Genomic DNA, 14,080 nt, shown 5'->3' on the forward strand with positions numbered 1-14,080 from the left:
GCCTTGAACCTAGTCCGCACACGTGCAGAATTAGCGGGCGTGCATATGCCGTGGGGGAGGAAATAATGCGCCTGAAATTGTTCGTCGCCAGTCTGATTGTAGTCTGCTCCGGGTCGGTGCCGGCTTTCGCCGATGACACGAAAGTTCCAACTGCCGCGCAAGGCGTGTGGGCTGAGGCCGGCAAATGCAGCGGCACAACGGTCACCGTCACCGCCAACACGCTCCAATACAAAGGGCAGAAATCCCAGGCCGTCTTTTTTGCGGCGAAGGAAAGCCCGCGCGGTTACGGCGCCATCCATTACACGGAGGAAGGCAATGTCGATAACTTCGAATATGCCAACGACAAGGACCTGATGCTCTACAATCCGCAAGGGTTCGGCATGGGCAAGCCGGTGCTCTACAAGCGTTGTTCTGGCGCATCCGCATCGGCAGCTTCAAACGCAAACGCCGCGGCCGGACAGATCGAAAACCGTTGCGGCTGGCTGGCCAATCCGACACCCGGCAACTGGTGGCTGACCGACAAGGACGCAACCTGGGTGCTCGCCGCGCAGGGCGGCGCCGAAGCCACCGGCATGGACAAACTGCCGGACTTCAATCCAAAGCAATATGTGAAGTCGAACGGCAATTACGGCTATGGCTGCGCGTGCGTGAAGCTGACCACCGACCCTGCGACCAAGACAGTGAAAAGCGTAACGGGCGGTAAGACCCTTCCGCTTGTCACCTGCAGGAAAGACAAGAGCCTGCCTTCTGAAAGCAAGTTGTAGACCTCAACCGCGACGCTGGTTCAAGCATCTGTAGCGGCAAGTTCGCGTCGCGTTGCCATGTCCTGCAGCAGGTCACCCAGCTTGCCGACCGTGTCGTCCTCGTCCAGCGGCTGGTAGACCAAGATACGCATGTCGGAACCGTCGTCCGGCGACAGCGACGTGTATTCGAAACTCAGCCTCCCGGCCGTCGGGTGGTGGAAATGCTTGGTGCCCGAAAGCAGGCGCACCACATCCCGCTTCGGCCACCATTCGCGAAACGCCGGGCTGCCGACGTTCAACGTTTCGATCAGTCCGGCAAATCCCGGGTCGTCGAAATATCTGGCGCTATCCATGCGGAAATGGCCGAGCACCAATCTGGCGATGTCCTCCCAGTCCTCCATGCGCTGGCTGCGCTCGGGATTGAGGAAGGTCTGGTAGACGACGTTGCGTTCCGCCGCAGGCAGCGCGCCATAGTCGCCGAAGACGGCCGTGGCCGCGCTGTTCCAGGCCAGGACATCCCAGCGGCGGCCGATGATTTGCGCTGGCTGCAGATGGAACCCGTCGATCAGCCGCAGCAGTCTTGGACTGACCGCTTCCCGCACCGGCACGGTGCAGGTGGGCAGCGGACGACCGGCGATGATGTAGAGGTGACGCTTTTCCGGGATCGACAGTTTCAGCGTATCAGCCAGCCGCTCCAGCACTTCGGCGGAGGGTTTGACGTCGCGCCCCTGCTCCAGCCACGTATACCAGGTCGTACCGATGCCGGTCGCGATCGCCACTTCCTCACGCCGCAGGCCTGGCGTGCGCCGGCGCGCGCCTGACGGCAGCCCGATCTCCGCCGGCGTCAGCTTTTCGCGCCGCGATCGCAGGAAAGCGCCGAATTCGCGCCTGCGCGCCTCCAGGACATCGCCCATCGCAGTTCCAGTTCAGAATAGTAGTATCGATACCAGGATAACTTTGGTCCTGCCTGGCGTTTTGTCAAACGCCATCTTGCAGCCATCGGCGTCGCCGCCTGACCGGCAGCGATGGCACGAACATCAAAAAGGCCCAAGAGAAAGGCATCGAAATGAGCAAGAACCAGCATGTCATCGTCATTGGCGGCTCCTCCGGCATCGGCCTCGCCACCGCAGCGACGCTGATCGAACGCGGCTACCGCGTCACCATCGCCGGGCGCGATGCCGCAAAGCTTGACGCTGCCAACAGGCACCTCGGCGGCAAGGCTTCAGCCATAATCGCGGACTCCACGGATGCGGCTGCCTTGCGCGCCTTGTTCGACAAGGTCGGCCCCTTCGACCATCTGGTGACCACGGTCAGCAGCGGGCGCGGCCTCGGCACCTTCGCCGAACTCGATCTGGCCGACCTTTCGCAAGGCTTCATCGAGAAGGTGCAGGCACAATTGCTGTCGGCCCAGATCGCGCTGAAGACGATCCGCAAGGACGGCTCGATCACCTTTGTCTCGGCCGCGTCGGCAGCGATGAGTTCGCCGGGCATGGCCGGAGTGGCGACCGTCAACGGCGCCATGAACAGCCCCGTCGTTGCATTGGCCGCCGAACTCAAGCCACTGAGGGTCAATGCGGTGGCGCCGGGCGTCATCGACACGCCGTGGTGGAACACCTTGCCGGCGGAACAACGCAGCCAAGCTTTCGCGCATTTCGCCGGGCTCGCGCCCGCCGGTCGCATCGGCACCTCCGAGGACGTCGCCGATACCATCGCCTTCCTGATCGGCAACAGCTTCGTCACCGGTCAGCGGCTCTATTGCGACGGCGGCCTGAGCCTGGTCGCCTGACCGGCTGGGTACCTCCAACGCTCACAGCGCACCGGCGATCACCATGAGAAGACCGCCGGCCAGCGTGATGTTGACCAGGGTGAAATAGAGGTGCGGGTCGCGCTCGGCCCCTTGGAACAGGAACAGATTGTGATAGAGCGCCGTCGCCAGCACCAGGAAGACGATCAGCGCCGCCGCTGCCGGAACCGTCCAGATGCCGAGGACGAGCAGCAGCCCGCCGAAAAACTGGACCGCGAAGCCGGCGGCCATCACGGGTGCCGGCAGCAACCAGCCGTAATTGGTGGTGGCGGTCGTTCTGCGTTCGCTGAAATGGGTAAAGTTGCGGATGCCCGCAATCAGGAAGAAGCCACCGAAAACAAGGCGGCCGACCAGCATCAAGGTTTCCGCGATCATCGTCTCCCCCGGGGCGTTAAGCGGCGCTCCTGTGCTTGAAGCGCTCGCCCGACGCCTAGTCAACCTTATTGCGCGACGGAGAGCAGGGTAAGGAAGCCACCTGCCAGCGCGATATTGCCGACAAAACCGTTGATCTTGGCGGCGCGGTCCGGGCCCTGATGGTCCCAGAAATTGTGGAACATCGGCGTGGCAGCCAAGAGAAACAGAAGAAGCAGCGCCGCCGCCGGTGCGGTCCAGAAGCCTACCATCAGCAGCACGCCCGCCACGATCTGCGCGACGATGCCAAGCCACAATACGGTCGCCGCCTGCGGCACGCCGCGCGCGCCCATCATCTGCGCCAGAAATGCCATGTTCTGGATGTTGCGCAGCCCGGCGAAGACAAAAGCGCCGCCCATCAGAAAACGGCCGACAAACAGAATCTCGTTATGAAAATTGGCATGCATCGTATTGATCCCTCTTGAAAAAACAGGGCGCGGCTACCCGCGCCCTTTCTGCAAAAAATGTTCGGTTCTTATGCGGCTTTGGCGGCCGGCACCGGATGGACGGCGTGGAAGGTCACGCAGAGCCGGTTCCAGACATTGATCATGGCGACGGCAACGGTGAGCTTCACCAGTTCCTCCTTGCTGAACAGCTTGGAGCCCTTGTCGTAAAGCGCCTCCGGCACGCCGGCTTCGGCGATGTTGGTGACGGTTTCCACCCATTCGAAAGCGGCACGCTCACGCTCGCTGTAGAGCGGCGATTCCTTCCAAGCGGAGACGAGGTAGACACGCTGTTCGCTCTCGCCGTCGTCACGCGCCTCGCGGCTGTGCATGTCGACACAATAGGAACAGCCGTTGATCTGCGAAGCGCGCAGCTTGATGAGATGCAGCAACCCCTTGTCGAGGCCGCATTCGTCCACAGCCCGATTGAGGCTGATGACATATTTCATCAGCTGCGGCGCCTCGGCGAAAAAATCCATCCTGGGTTGCATGATCGGTCCTTTCACAAGTTACTGGTTACGGTTCTGAGCGGTTTTCTGCGGCCGGGCGTGGTTCACTGCGAACGCGCAGGCGGTCTGGACGACGCGCGGGTCGGCGTCGGCCATGAACTCGGCGATAATGTCGGAAAGCTTCTCCGCGGCGAGTGCCGTGCGATAGGCGCGCTCGGCACGCAGCATCGCGGCATTGATGCCGCATGGCTGAACATAGGCAGACGCGTCGATCTTGGCCGGGCCGTTGCGGCGAATCTCGCCGCAACGAAACGCCGGACGCGCGCCGTCGACGGCCAGTACGATGTCGAGCAGCGAGATCTTTTCCGGCACACGCGCCAGGCGGTATCCACCGGTCGGACCGGGTACGGATTCGAGAATGCGCGCAGCCGTCAACGCCTGCAGATGCTTCAGCAGGTAGCTGGGCGACAGGCCGAACGCTTCCGCCAAGGCAGAGGCCGGCATGGTTGCCCCGTGCTCGATCGCGGCAAGCATGGCAGTGGAGTGGATCGCCGCTTCGACGCCTTCGCTCAACTTCACGATTGCTTCTCCTTAATCATGGATATTTAATATCGTGGATATTTTTTATCGTCAATAGAGGGAGCAAAAAAGCGGTGCATCACTGCACCGCTTTTTTCGTTTTCCGTCAGACCCTATTCGGCGGCCACTTTGGCCATCGGGTTGTTCGGGTGTGTCGTCCAGTTGGCATAGGCAGGATCGACCGGCTTGCCCGTACGCTGATCGAGCACGCCGGCGCCCAGCGGCACCATGGTGATGCAGCCTTCCACCGGGCAGACGTTGACGCAGAGATTGCAGCCCACGCACTCGTCTTCCATCACTTCGAAATGGCGAGCACCGTCCACCATGGAGGTGATCGCCTGGTGCGAGGTGTCCTCGCAGGCGATGTGGCAGCGACCGCATTTGATGCAGGCGTCCTGGTCGATATGCGCCTTGGCGATGTAGTTCAGGTTCAGATACTGCCAGTCGGTAACGTTGGGCGTGGCGCGGCCGATGACGTCGTCCAGCGAACGATGACCCTTCTCGTCCATCCAGTTCTCGAGACCGGCGATCATTTCCTGTACGATCTTGAAGCCATAGGTCATCGCCGCCGTGCATACCTGCACGTTGCCGGCACCCAGCGCCAGGAACTCGGCCGCGTCGCGCCAGGTGGTGATGCCGCCGATGCCGGAAATCGGCAGGCCACGGGTTTCCGGATCACGGGCGATCTCGGCCACCATGTTCAGCGCGATCGGCTTGACCGCTGGGCCGCAATAGCCGCCGTGGCTGCCCTTGCCGTCGATCGACGGTTCCGGCGAGAACGAGTCGAGATCGACCGACGTGATCGAATTGATCGTGTTGATCAGCGACACCGCGTCGGTGCCGCCGGCCTTGGCCGCGCGCGCCGGCTTGCGCACGTCGGTGATGTTGGGCGTCAGCTTGGTGATCACAGGCATGCGCGTGTACTGCTTGCACCAGCGCACCACCATCTCGATATATTCCGGCACTTGGCCGACGGCCGCGCCCATGCCGCGTTCGCTCATGCCGTGCGGACAGCCGAAATTGAGCTCGATGCCATCGGCCTCGGTCTCCTCGACCAGTGGCAGGATCGCCTTCCAGCTCTCTTCCACGCAAGGCACCATGATCGAGGCGATCAGTGCGCGGTCGGGCCAATTCTTCTTCACCTGCTTCATCTCGCGCAGGTTGGTCTGCAGGTCGCGATCGGTGATCAGCTCGATGTTGTTCAAGCCGAGCAGACGACGGTCGGCACCCCAGATCGCGCCGTAGCGCGGCCCGTTGACGTTGACCACCGGTGGGCCTTCCTCGCCCAATGTCTTCCAGACCACGCCGCCCCAGCCCGCCTTGAAGGCGCGCTCGACATTGTAGGCCTTGTCGGTCGGCGGCGCCGAAGCCAGCCAGAACGGGTTGGGTGACTTGATGCCGATGAAATTGTTGCGAATATCCGCCATGCTCATGCCCCCCCATTCGAGGTGAGTGCCCGATGGATGCTTTCGGCGGCATCGCGCCCGGCCGCCACCGCCGAGACGGTGAGGTCCTCGCGGCTGTCGACCACGCAGTCGCCACCTGCCCACACCTTGGCCAGCGAGGTGCGACCCTCCGCATCGACCTGGATGCGGCCGTTCTCCAGCGCCATCGCCTGCCCGCTGCCGTTGAGCGCGGCGGGCTGGAACGACTGGCCGATGGCCTTGAACACCTGGTCGGCGGCGAGCCTTAGCGTCTCACCGGTGCCTCCGAGCTTGTCGCCCTTGATGGCCGTGTATTCGAGCTCGACGGCGACGACCTTGCCACCATCGGAAACGACCTTTTTGGGCTGCAGCCAGTGGCGGATGGTGACACCGTTGGCGGCGGCCAGATCCTGCTCGAAGCCGGAGGCGTTCATGTGCTCCTGGCCGCGGCGGTAACAGATCGTCACCTCTTCGGCGCCGAGCAGCTTGGACTGCACGGCAGCATCCACCGCCGTCATGCCGCCGCCGATGACGACGACGCGGCGCCCGACCGGCAGGCCGGCAAGATCGCTGGTCTGACGCAGCTCGGCAATGAAGTCGACCGCGTTGGCGACGCCATCGGCATCTTCGCCATCGGCGCGCAGCGCGTTGACACCGGAAAGCCCCATGCCGAGGAAAACGGCATCATATTGCTTGGTCAGCTCGGAGAGCTGGAAGTCGCGGCCTAGCGCCTTGTCGTTCTCGATCGCAATGCCGCCGATGGCGGTCACATAGTCGACCTCGGCCTGGGCGAAATCGTCTACGCTTTTATAGGCGGCGATGCCGTATTCATTGAGGCCACCGGCCTTGGGGCGAGCCTCCAGAATCTTCACCTCGTGACCGTGACGGGCCAGCCGGTGCGCGGCAGCAAGACCGGCGGGACCGGCGCCAACCACGGCAACCTTCTTGCCGGTCGATTTCGCGCGCTTGTAGAATTGCTTGCCTTCGTCCATCGCCACGTCGGTGGCATAACGCTGCAGGCGGCCGATCTGCACCGGCTTGCCCTCGGCGGTCTCGCGCACGCAGGCTTCCTCGCACAATGTTTCGGTCGGGCAGACGCGGGCGCACATACCGCCGAGGATATTCTGGTCGAAGATGGTCTTGGCCGATCCTAGCGGATTGCCGGTGGCGATCTGCCTGATGAACATCGGGATATCGATCGACGTCGGGCAGGCCTGCATGCAAGGCGCGTCGTAGCAGAAGTAGCACCGGTCGGATTCGACCAGCGCTTCGTGATGGTCGAGCGGTGGATGCAGATCGGAAAAATTGTCGGCATAAGCCTCGGGCGACAGCCGGCCGCCAGCTATGCCCTCCTTGAAATGACCTGTTGTCATTCCGGTTCCCCATTGTTGTGGTTTTGAGGAAAGGCTAGCACGTTTTGTTTTTTTATCAATTGGTCAATTTTCAAGATAAGTGCTTGAAAAAGCTCAAAAATAACATGACTTTTGTAGTCATGATTTATTGCGGATATTTGCCGCTACGCGAAATATTTTGACTTGCTGTCGGAATTCCGTCCGGCTCGGCGTCCTATGATCGCCCTGCCGCAGCATGGCGAACCATGCGCCTATGGAAGACGGCAGGAAACGTAAGGGAGCCCGACATGCCGAATGCCTCGAAAAGCTTCTTCTGGTATGAATTGATGACAACCGACCTCGACGCCGCCGAGGCCTTCTACACCGAAGTCGTCGGTTGGCGGCCCGAACCCTTCGAGAAATCGCCAGGCATGCCGCGCTACATCGTCGTCAATGCCGGCGACCGTGGCGTCGGCGGCCTGATGACGCTGCCCGAGGACGCCGCCAAGATGGGCATGCCACCCGCCTGGGTCGGCTATATCTACACAAGGGACATCGAAGCTTCGGTGGCCTCGCTGACCAAGGCCGGCGGCGCCGTTCACCGCGCGCCCGACGACATCCCCGGTGTCGGACGCTTCGCCGTCGTCGCCGACCCGCAGGGCGCCGGCTTCATGTTCCTGCAGCCCAACGGCCCCGACCAGCCGCCAGTGCCCTTGGGCACGCCCGGCCATATCGGCTGGCATGAACTGTTCGCCACCGATTGGCAAAAGGCCTTCGATTTCTATTCCGGCCAGTTCGGCTGGGCGAAAGGCGATCCTTTCGACATGGGACCGATGGGCATCTACCAGCTCTTCACCGCCGGGGCCGAACCGATCGGCGGCATGATGAACAAGCCCGAGCAGATGTCCGTGCCGGCCTGGCTGTTCTATTTCAACGTGCCGGCCATCGATGCCGCCGCCAAGCGGGTCACCGACCGTGGCGGCAAGGTGGTGATGGGGCCGATGGAAGTGCCGAGCGGCCAATGGATCGTGCAATGCCAGGACCCGCAGGGCGCTTACTTCGCCATGGTCGCGCCAGGGCGCTGAACGCCCCGATTTTCACGGGGCAGGTTGATCGCTATCTCGCCTGCCCCGCCTGCCGCCTCAGATGAACATCACGGCAACTCAGGCCAGTGAAATATCGGTCTGCGTAAAATCATTTCCTTTACACAGCAGCCGAATTCCGGCTTGCTTTGCAATTGCATAGGAGAAGCAGTCGCCAAAATTCAACTTCGCCGCGTGGCCGGTACCCTTACCATAACGCGCATAAGCGCGAACCACGTCTTCATAAATATCCGGAGTTACTGGCAAAACGCGGATTCCGGCCTTTTCCAGGAAGTCGCCAACCAACTTCCCGGCCAAAGTAAAATCCCGGATTCGTCGGCCTATGGATATCGCTGCTTCTACCTCATTAACCACGGACGTCACTGGCCCAACCGCGGCATGCAGCCGAGCGAGCAAATCTTTTTTGTCAGGCTCTTCAAGCAATATGCCCACGATTGTGGAGGTCTCGACAAACATCAGTCATTCTCCCCCCACATATCATCCATAAAAGCTTTCTCATCCTCAAACCCATTGGCTTTAAGCGCCCTGATTTGCTCGATAATCGGCTCGATCCGCCGGGCGAACTCCTCGACCCCCTGCCGCTCGTGGCTGGTCGCCTCTTCGATCGCGAGTTTTATAGCTGCAGTTATACCCACCCCACGCTTCCGCGCGAAATCGCGCACAAGCCAATCGGTCTCCTCATCTTGCACGTGTATAGCCATTTATGTCCACAACCACAAGTGATTTGTACAATCATCATTGTATCTTGTAGAAAACAAGAACACAATGGGAACGGCTATCTAGAAACCACTACCCCCTCATCCGCTCCTGATTGCCGTCGAACAGCGGCGTGGGCTGTATACGGGCGGCATGGCGCCGTCCCAGATATTCGATCTCGAAGCCGTCGCTCTCGTCGGCGATCTCCTTCGGCACGTAGCCCATCGCCACCGACACGCCGGAGTGATGAGCGTAGCCGCCGGACGTTACCCATCCCCGCACCGAACCGCCATGCCAGATCGGCTCGTCGCCGATGACGTCGGCGTCCACGGCATCGACGACGAAGCTCCGCAGCCTCAGCTTGCCGCCGGAGGCACGTTCGACGACCGCCGCCTGCTTGCCGAAGAAATCGGCCGGCTTCGAATAGGCGACGAAACGGTCGAGCCCGGCCTCCAGCGGCCCATAGATCGGCCGGTATTCGCGCGCCCAGGAGCCGTAGTTCTTTTCAAGGCGAAGCGCGTTGAGCGCCCGCGAACCGAACAAACCGACGCCGAATTCCTTGCCGGCTTCCATCAAGGTTTCAAGCACATGGCGCTGATATTCCGGCGCCATCCAGATTTCGTAGCCGAGGTCACCCGTATAGCTGACGCGACCGACGAGGCATGGGGCAAGACCAATCTCCGTCCGCTTGATATCCATGAATTTGAAGGCCGCCGCCGAGACGTCGGCGCGGGTGACCTTTGCCAGCAGATCGCGGGCGTGCGGTCCGGCGATCGACAGGCCGACACGGCTCAACCCGAGCGCCTCGACCTTCACCGACCCCTCGGCCGGCAAATGCCGTTCGAACCAGCGCATATGATACTGCTCGGCAAGTCCGGAACCGGCGATGAACCACTCTTCGTCGCCGGCGTTGCCTGGCCCCAGATTGGCCAGCGAAAAATCGCCGATCAGCTTGCCGTCTTCCTTCAACATGGGTGCAAGCGTCATGCGCCCCGGCGCTGGCAATTTGCAGGCAAGCAATCTGTCCAGCCAGGTTCCGGCCCCCTCGCCGGTCACCCGATATTTAGCGAAGGAGGAAATCTCCGACAGGCCAACGCGTTCGCGCACGGCTCGCACCTCATTGGCGACATGTTCGAAATCGGTCGAGCGGCGCCAGGAGAACGCGTCGCGGACGCCTTCCGGCGCATACCACAGCGGCACTTCCAGCCCGTAGGACGCGCCGAATTGAGCACCCTCCGTCGCCAGTAGATCGTAGACCGGTGTCGTCCTCAGCGGCCTGCCGGCCAGCAATTCCTCGTTGGGGAAACGGATCGAGAAACGGCGCGAATAGTTCTCCCGCACCTTGGCGTTGGTATAGGCCATGGAAGCCCAGCCGCCGTAGCGCGCAACGTCCATCGCCCAGATATCGGCGCCGGGGTCGCCATGCATCATCCAGTTGGCGAGCGCCAGCCCGACGCCGCCGCCCTGGCTGAACCCGGCCATGACGCCGCAGGCAAGCCAGAAACCCGGCAGGCCGCGCACCGGCCCGACCAGCGGATTGCCGTCCGGCGCGAAGGTGAAGGGCCCATTGATGATCTGCTTGATGCCGGTGTTCTGGAAGGCCGGGAAATGGCGGAAGCCGACTTCCAGCGACGGCGCGATGCGGTCGATATCGGGCTCCAGCAGTTCGTGGCCGAAATCCCAGGGCGTCGACTGTTCCGACCAAGGTTTGCCGGCCTTCTCATAGGTACCCATCAGCATGCCGCCGCGCTCCTGGCGCAGATAAAGTTCGCCGTCGAAATCGACGGCATGCATGATCTCCATGCCGGTCTTCTTGTTCCAGGCAGCGACCTCGGGCATGTCCTCGGTGATCAGATACATGTGCTCCATGGCGAGCACCGGCAGTTCCAACCCGACCATGCGGCCGACCTCGCGCGCCCACAGGCCGCCGGCATTGACGACATGCTCGGCCACCACCTCGCCCTTGTTGGTGATGACGCGCCACAGACCGTCCGGCCGGCGCACGATGTCCTCGACCTTGGTGAATCGCTCGATCTGCGCGCCGAGTTTTCGCGCGGCCTTGGCATAGGCGTGGGTCACGCCGGACGGGTCGAGATGGCCGTCCTCCTTGTTGTGGATGGCGCCGACGAACTGGCCGGGATCGATCAGCGGCATCAGTTCCGCCGCTTCGCGCGGGGAAATCTCCTCGAGTTCGATGCCGAGATAGCGGCCCTTGGCCACCATGTTGCGCAGCCAGTCCATGCGCGCTTCGGTGGCCGCAAGGAACACACCGCCGGTCAGATGCACGCCGGTCGCTTGCCCGGAAAGTTCCTCGATCTCCTTGTAGAGGCTGATCGTGTATTTCTGCAGCTTGGCGACGTTGGGGTCGCCATTGATCGTGTGCATGCCGCCAGCGGCATGCCAGGTCGAGCCGGAGGTTAGTTCGTCGCGCTCCAGCAGAACGACGTCCATCCAGCCGGCGCGCGCCAGATGGAACAGCACCGAACAGCCGACGACACCGCCGCCGATGACAACGACCCTTGCATGCGATTTCATGATTTTCTCTTCTGCTTCAAAGAGTTGGGAAAGTTGCGTGAATCTGGGTTGGAACGTGTTGAATCAAGATATCAGCTGCACCGCGCTCCGCCTTCCCTCGCGGGAAAGGTAGCGCTGCGGTGGCCGTCATGGTTCGTCCGCGCCGATTTCTTGCCTGCGCCTGGCCACATAGGCTTCGAGCTCCTCGCGCACGCCTTCGTCCATCGGCGGCTGGACATAGTCGGCCAGCGCCTTCTTCCACACTCCGGTGGCGCGCTGTGTCGCGTCCATCGCGCCGGCCTCTGTCCACGCCTCGTAGTTCTGCCAGTTGGAAAGCAGCGGCTGGTAGAAGGCCGTCGCGTAGCGTTCCAACGTGTGCGGCTCGCCGAAGAAATGACCGCCGGTCGGCACACCCGCCAAAGCATCGAGCGCCAGTTCGCCATCATCGACAACGATCGGACGCAGGAACTCCATTATGTGCTGCACCATCTCGACATCGATGATGAACTTCTCGAACGACGCCGTCAGCCCACCCTCCTGCCAACCGGCGGCATGGTAGACCAGATTGCCGTGGCCGAGCACCGCACCCCACAGCGCCATCAGCGTCTCGTAGGTTCCTTGCGCGTCGGCCGCGTTGGAGGCAGACCCCGGCGTGGTGCGGTAAGGCAGGTTGTAGCGTCGCGCCATCTGCCCGGAAGCGATGTTAGCCTTGGTGTTTTCCGGCGTGCCGAAGGCCGGCGCGCCCGAGCGCATGTCGACGTTGGAAGTGAAGGCACCATACATAACCGGGCAGCCAGGCCGCACCAGCTGGGTCAGCACGATGCCACACAGCGCCTCTGCATTCTGCTGCGCCAGCGCACCCGCAAGCGTCACCGGGCTCATCGCCCCCATCAGCGTGAACGGCGTGATGCAGACCGACTGGCCGTACTCGGCCATGGCCATCAGCCCTTCCAGCATCATCTCGTCGAAGCGGCGCGGCGAATTGACGGAAATGATGGTGCCGACACCCGGGTCGGCAGCGACCTCCTCCAGGCTGAGGCCGCGCGCGATCGCCATCATGTTGATCCCATCCAGCGCCCTGCCCCTGCCGATGGCCGATACGTGGAACGGCTTGTCGGTCAGCGTCAGATTGGCAAGATAGGTGTCGAGATGACGCGTGTTGGCCGCCAGTTCGATCGGCGCGCAAACCTGGTTGCCCAGCATGTGGATGCAGTTGAAATGTTGCGCCAGGCTGACCAGCTCACGATAGTCGCGCATGTTACCAGCGCGGCGGCCGCGTTCACGGTCATGCACATTGGGCGGTCCCGCCACCAGCGTGAAGTTGATGACGTTGCCGCCAATCGCCATCTGCCGGGCTGGGTTGCGCGACGACAGGGTGTAGGCCGCAGGTGCCGTCTTCAACGCCTCGGCGACCAGCCCGCGATCGAGCCGCACCGTCATGGCGCTGTGGTCGACATCGGCACCAGCGCGCTCGAACAGCGCCAGCGCACGCCTGTTCATCACCTCCATGCCGAGATTTTCCAGGATGTGCAGCGAGGCCAGATGGATCGCCTCGACCTGGTCCGGCGAAAGTAGCGCCATCGGTGGGTAGGGATTTTCGACCCGGCGCGCCGGCAACTGCGGAATGGGCGCCCCGCCTTTGGCATGGGTGCGCTCGGCACTGCGTCTGGTGCGAAGAGCGGTCATGCTTCGTATCAGAACGCGGTTTGGCCGCCTGAACTATCAGGAATGCGACACATATGGACGAGATTTTATCTGAAGCGTCGTATTTGCTACATAATATAAATAATACGACATTTACGCGTCGAATTATCATTATTTCTAACGTTCCGCCTTGTAACCGCCAAACAGGTTAAGGAGCCACGAAAGACTCCCTTTATGATTTGCGGCTAATGCTGGCGCATGCGTGCGTATAGTTTTAGTCGAGTTTTAGTGATCGGTGTTCCGCTGGCGCTGGCCGCCTGCGCGAGCACGCCCAACCGCATCAACGACGTCTGTGCCGTCTTCGACCAACGCGACGGCTGGTTCAACGACTGGCAGTCGTCGGCCGAGCGCACGCAGCGCAAATATGGCGTGCCGGTGCATGTGCTGATGGCAACGGTGCGCAAGGAATCCGGTTTCAACAGCTATGCCCGGCCGCCGCGCCGCAAGCTGCTCGGCTTCATTCCCTGGGGCCGCATTTCCAGCGCCTATGGCTTTTCGCAGGCGCTGGACGGCACCTGGAGCCAATACCGGCGCGAGACCGGCAACTTCACCGCCAGCCGCACCAATTTCGGCGACGCTGTCGATTTCGTCGGTTGGTACCACTCAAAGACGATCGACACTTTCGGCGTCGGTCGCGACGACACCTACAATCTCTACCTCGCCTATTATCTCGGCTGGGGCAGCTACAAGCGCGGCGAATGGCGCTCCAATGCCGGCGTGCAGCGTTATGCGCGCGACACCGCCGCAATGGCAGACCGCTACCGCGGGCAGTTGCAGAACTGCCGCTGACCCGAGACTTGGCGATAGCCTCATCTGCATCGATGCGACGTTGTGGCCGGCGCGGCCTCCATTTTCCGGAAGCCGCCAATCTGGATACGT

The 14,080-nt window shown here is 62.1% G+C and carries 15 protein-coding genes; 4 read left to right on the plus strand and 11 right to left on the minus strand.

What is annotated here, in order from left to right:
- Positions 1 to 65 precede the first annotated feature (65 nt).
- On the plus strand, positions 66 to 764 hold the full coding sequence (locus QFZ88_RS05460; RefSeq protein ID WP_024923503.1) for a DUF4087 domain-containing protein: 699 nt from the start codon (positions 66 to 68) through the stop codon (positions 762 to 764).
- Positions 765 to 784: 20 nt separating this feature from the next.
- Here the strand turns inward: QFZ88_RS05460 and QFZ88_RS05465 are convergent, their stop codons facing one another.
- Positions 785 to 1,657: a helix-turn-helix transcriptional regulator gene (locus QFZ88_RS05465; RefSeq protein ID WP_024923504.1), complete on the minus strand. Its 873-nt coding sequence runs from the start codon at positions 1,655 to 1,657 to the stop codon at positions 785 to 787.
- Positions 1,658 to 1,809: 152 nt separating this feature from the next.
- Here QFZ88_RS05465 and QFZ88_RS05470 point away from each other — a divergent pair, with 152 nt between their 5' ends.
- Positions 1,810 to 2,529 carry an SDR family oxidoreductase gene (locus QFZ88_RS05470; protein ID WP_024923505.1) on the plus strand — a complete coding sequence of 240 codons (720 nt, stop codon included), beginning with the start codon at positions 1,810 to 1,812 and terminating at the stop codon, positions 2,527 to 2,529.
- A 21-nt stretch (positions 2,530 to 2,550) separates the two neighbouring features.
- Here QFZ88_RS05470 and QFZ88_RS05475 read toward each other — a convergent pair whose 3' ends face one another.
- The 6 genes from QFZ88_RS05475 to QFZ88_RS05500 form a co-directional block, all read right to left on the minus strand.
- On the minus strand, positions 2,551 to 2,922 hold the full coding sequence (locus QFZ88_RS05475) for a DoxX family protein (protein WP_024923506.1): 372 nt from the start codon (positions 2,920 to 2,922) through the stop codon (positions 2,551 to 2,553).
- A gap of 65 nt (positions 2,923 to 2,987) precedes the next feature.
- Positions 2,988 to 3,365 (minus strand): DoxX family protein, encoded by a 378-nt coding sequence (locus QFZ88_RS05480; protein ID WP_024923507.1) that lies wholly within the window; start codon positions 3,363 to 3,365, stop codon positions 2,988 to 2,990.
- Between the two features lie 68 nt (positions 3,366 to 3,433).
- Positions 3,434 to 3,892, minus strand: coding sequence for a carboxymuconolactone decarboxylase family protein (locus QFZ88_RS05485; RefSeq protein WP_024923508.1), 459 nt, complete (start codon positions 3,890 to 3,892; stop codon positions 3,434 to 3,436).
- A gap of 18 nt (positions 3,893 to 3,910) precedes the next feature.
- Positions 3,911 to 4,429: an RrF2 family transcriptional regulator gene (locus QFZ88_RS05490; RefSeq protein ID WP_024923509.1), complete on the minus strand. Its 519-nt coding sequence runs from the start codon at positions 4,427 to 4,429 to the stop codon at positions 3,911 to 3,913.
- A 113-nt stretch (positions 4,430 to 4,542) separates the two neighbouring features.
- Complete coding sequence (preA, locus tag QFZ88_RS05495; protein ID WP_024923510.1) at positions 4,543 to 5,856, minus strand: NAD-dependent dihydropyrimidine dehydrogenase subunit PreA; 1,314 nt, start codon at positions 5,854 to 5,856, stop codon at positions 4,543 to 4,545.
- A 2-nt stretch (positions 5,857 to 5,858) separates the two neighbouring features.
- Positions 5,859 to 7,226: an NAD(P)-dependent oxidoreductase gene (locus QFZ88_RS05500; protein WP_024923511.1), complete on the minus strand. Its 1,368-nt coding sequence runs from the start codon at positions 7,224 to 7,226 to the stop codon at positions 5,859 to 5,861.
- Positions 7,227 to 7,492: 266 nt separating this feature from the next.
- Here QFZ88_RS05500 and QFZ88_RS05505 point away from each other — a divergent pair, with 266 nt between their 5' ends.
- Positions 7,493 to 8,269, plus strand: coding sequence for a VOC family protein (locus QFZ88_RS05505; RefSeq protein ID WP_024923512.1), 777 nt, complete (start codon positions 7,493 to 7,495; stop codon positions 8,267 to 8,269).
- A 78-nt stretch (positions 8,270 to 8,347) separates the two neighbouring features.
- Here QFZ88_RS05505 and QFZ88_RS05510 read toward each other — a convergent pair whose 3' ends face one another.
- The 4 genes from QFZ88_RS05510 to QFZ88_RS05525 form a co-directional block, all read right to left on the minus strand.
- Positions 8,348 to 8,743: a type II toxin-antitoxin system VapC family toxin gene (locus QFZ88_RS05510; protein ID WP_024923513.1), complete on the minus strand. Its 396-nt coding sequence runs from the start codon at positions 8,741 to 8,743 to the stop codon at positions 8,348 to 8,350.
- Positions 8,743 to 8,988, minus strand: a complete 246-nt coding sequence (locus tag QFZ88_RS05515; protein WP_024923514.1) for a type II toxin-antitoxin system VapB family antitoxin — start codon at positions 8,986 to 8,988, stop codon at positions 8,743 to 8,745. Before QFZ88_RS05515 ends, QFZ88_RS05510 begins: the two co-directional genes overlap by 1 nt.
- Positions 8,989 to 9,076: 88 nt before the next feature.
- Complete coding sequence (locus tag QFZ88_RS05520; protein ID WP_024923515.1) at positions 9,077 to 11,518, minus strand: GcvT family protein; 2,442 nt, start codon at positions 11,516 to 11,518, stop codon at positions 9,077 to 9,079.
- Between the two features lie 126 nt (positions 11,519 to 11,644).
- Complete coding sequence (locus QFZ88_RS05525) at positions 11,645 to 13,183, minus strand: trimethylamine methyltransferase family protein (protein WP_024923516.1); 1,539 nt, start codon at positions 13,181 to 13,183, stop codon at positions 11,645 to 11,647.
- Positions 13,184 to 13,399: 216 nt separating this feature from the next.
- Between QFZ88_RS05525 and QFZ88_RS05530 the strand changes: the two genes are divergently transcribed.
- Positions 13,400 to 13,990, plus strand: coding sequence for a transglycosylase SLT domain-containing protein (locus QFZ88_RS05530; protein ID WP_024923517.1), 591 nt, complete (start codon positions 13,400 to 13,402; stop codon positions 13,988 to 13,990).
- Positions 13,991 to 14,080: the final 90 nt, after the last annotated feature.

It is taken from the genome of Mesorhizobium sp. YL-MeA3-2017, from assembly GCF_030814575.1.
Lineage (GTDB): Bacteria > Pseudomonadota > Alphaproteobacteria > Rhizobiales > Rhizobiaceae > Mesorhizobium > Mesorhizobium terrae.

What these genes read in the sequence shown, in the direction of transcription:
- QFZ88_RS05460 (WP_024923503.1), top strand. Translation starts at nt 66, where the DNA reads ATGCGCCTGAAATTGTTCGTCGCCAGTCTGATTGTAGTCTGCTCCGGG.
- QFZ88_RS05465 (WP_024923504.1), bottom strand. Translation starts at nt 1,657, where the DNA reads ATGGGCGATGTCCTGGAGGCGCGCAGGCGCGAATTCGGCGCTTTCCTG.
- QFZ88_RS05470 (WP_024923505.1), top strand. Translation starts at nt 1,810, where the DNA reads ATGAGCAAGAACCAGCATGTCATCGTCATTGGCGGCTCCTCCGGCATC.
- QFZ88_RS05475 (WP_024923506.1), bottom strand. Translation starts at nt 2,922, where the DNA reads ATGATCGCGGAAACCTTGATGCTGGTCGGCCGCCTTGTTTTCGGTGGC.
- QFZ88_RS05480 (WP_024923507.1), bottom strand. Translation starts at nt 3,365, where the DNA reads ATGCATGCCAATTTTCATAACGAGATTCTGTTTGTCGGCCGTTTTCTG.
- QFZ88_RS05485 (WP_024923508.1), bottom strand. Translation starts at nt 3,892, where the DNA reads ATGCAACCCAGGATGGATTTTTTCGCCGAGGCGCCGCAGCTGATGAAA.
- preA (WP_024923510.1), bottom strand. Translation starts at nt 5,856, where the DNA reads ATGGCGGATATTCGCAACAATTTCATCGGCATCAAGTCACCCAACCCG.
- QFZ88_RS05500 (WP_024923511.1), bottom strand. Translation starts at nt 7,226, where the DNA reads ATGACAACAGGTCATTTCAAGGAGGGCATAGCTGGCGGCCGGCTGTCG.
- QFZ88_RS05505 (WP_024923512.1), top strand. Translation starts at nt 7,493, where the DNA reads ATGCCGAATGCCTCGAAAAGCTTCTTCTGGTATGAATTGATGACAACC.
- QFZ88_RS05510 (WP_024923513.1), bottom strand. Translation starts at nt 8,743, where the DNA reads ATGTTTGTCGAGACCTCCACAATCGTGGGCATATTGCTTGAAGAGCCT.
- QFZ88_RS05515 (WP_024923514.1), bottom strand. Translation starts at nt 8,988, where the DNA reads ATGGCTATACACGTGCAAGATGAGGAGACCGATTGGCTTGTGCGCGAT.
- QFZ88_RS05520 (WP_024923515.1), bottom strand. Translation starts at nt 11,518, where the DNA reads ATGAAATCGCATGCAAGGGTCGTTGTCATCGGCGGCGGTGTCGTCGGC.
- QFZ88_RS05525 (WP_024923516.1), bottom strand. Translation starts at nt 13,183, where the DNA reads ATGACCGCTCTTCGCACCAGACGCAGTGCCGAGCGCACCCATGCCAAA.
- QFZ88_RS05530 (WP_024923517.1), top strand. Translation starts at nt 13,400, where the DNA reads ATGCGTGCGTATAGTTTTAGTCGAGTTTTAGTGATCGGTGTTCCGCTG.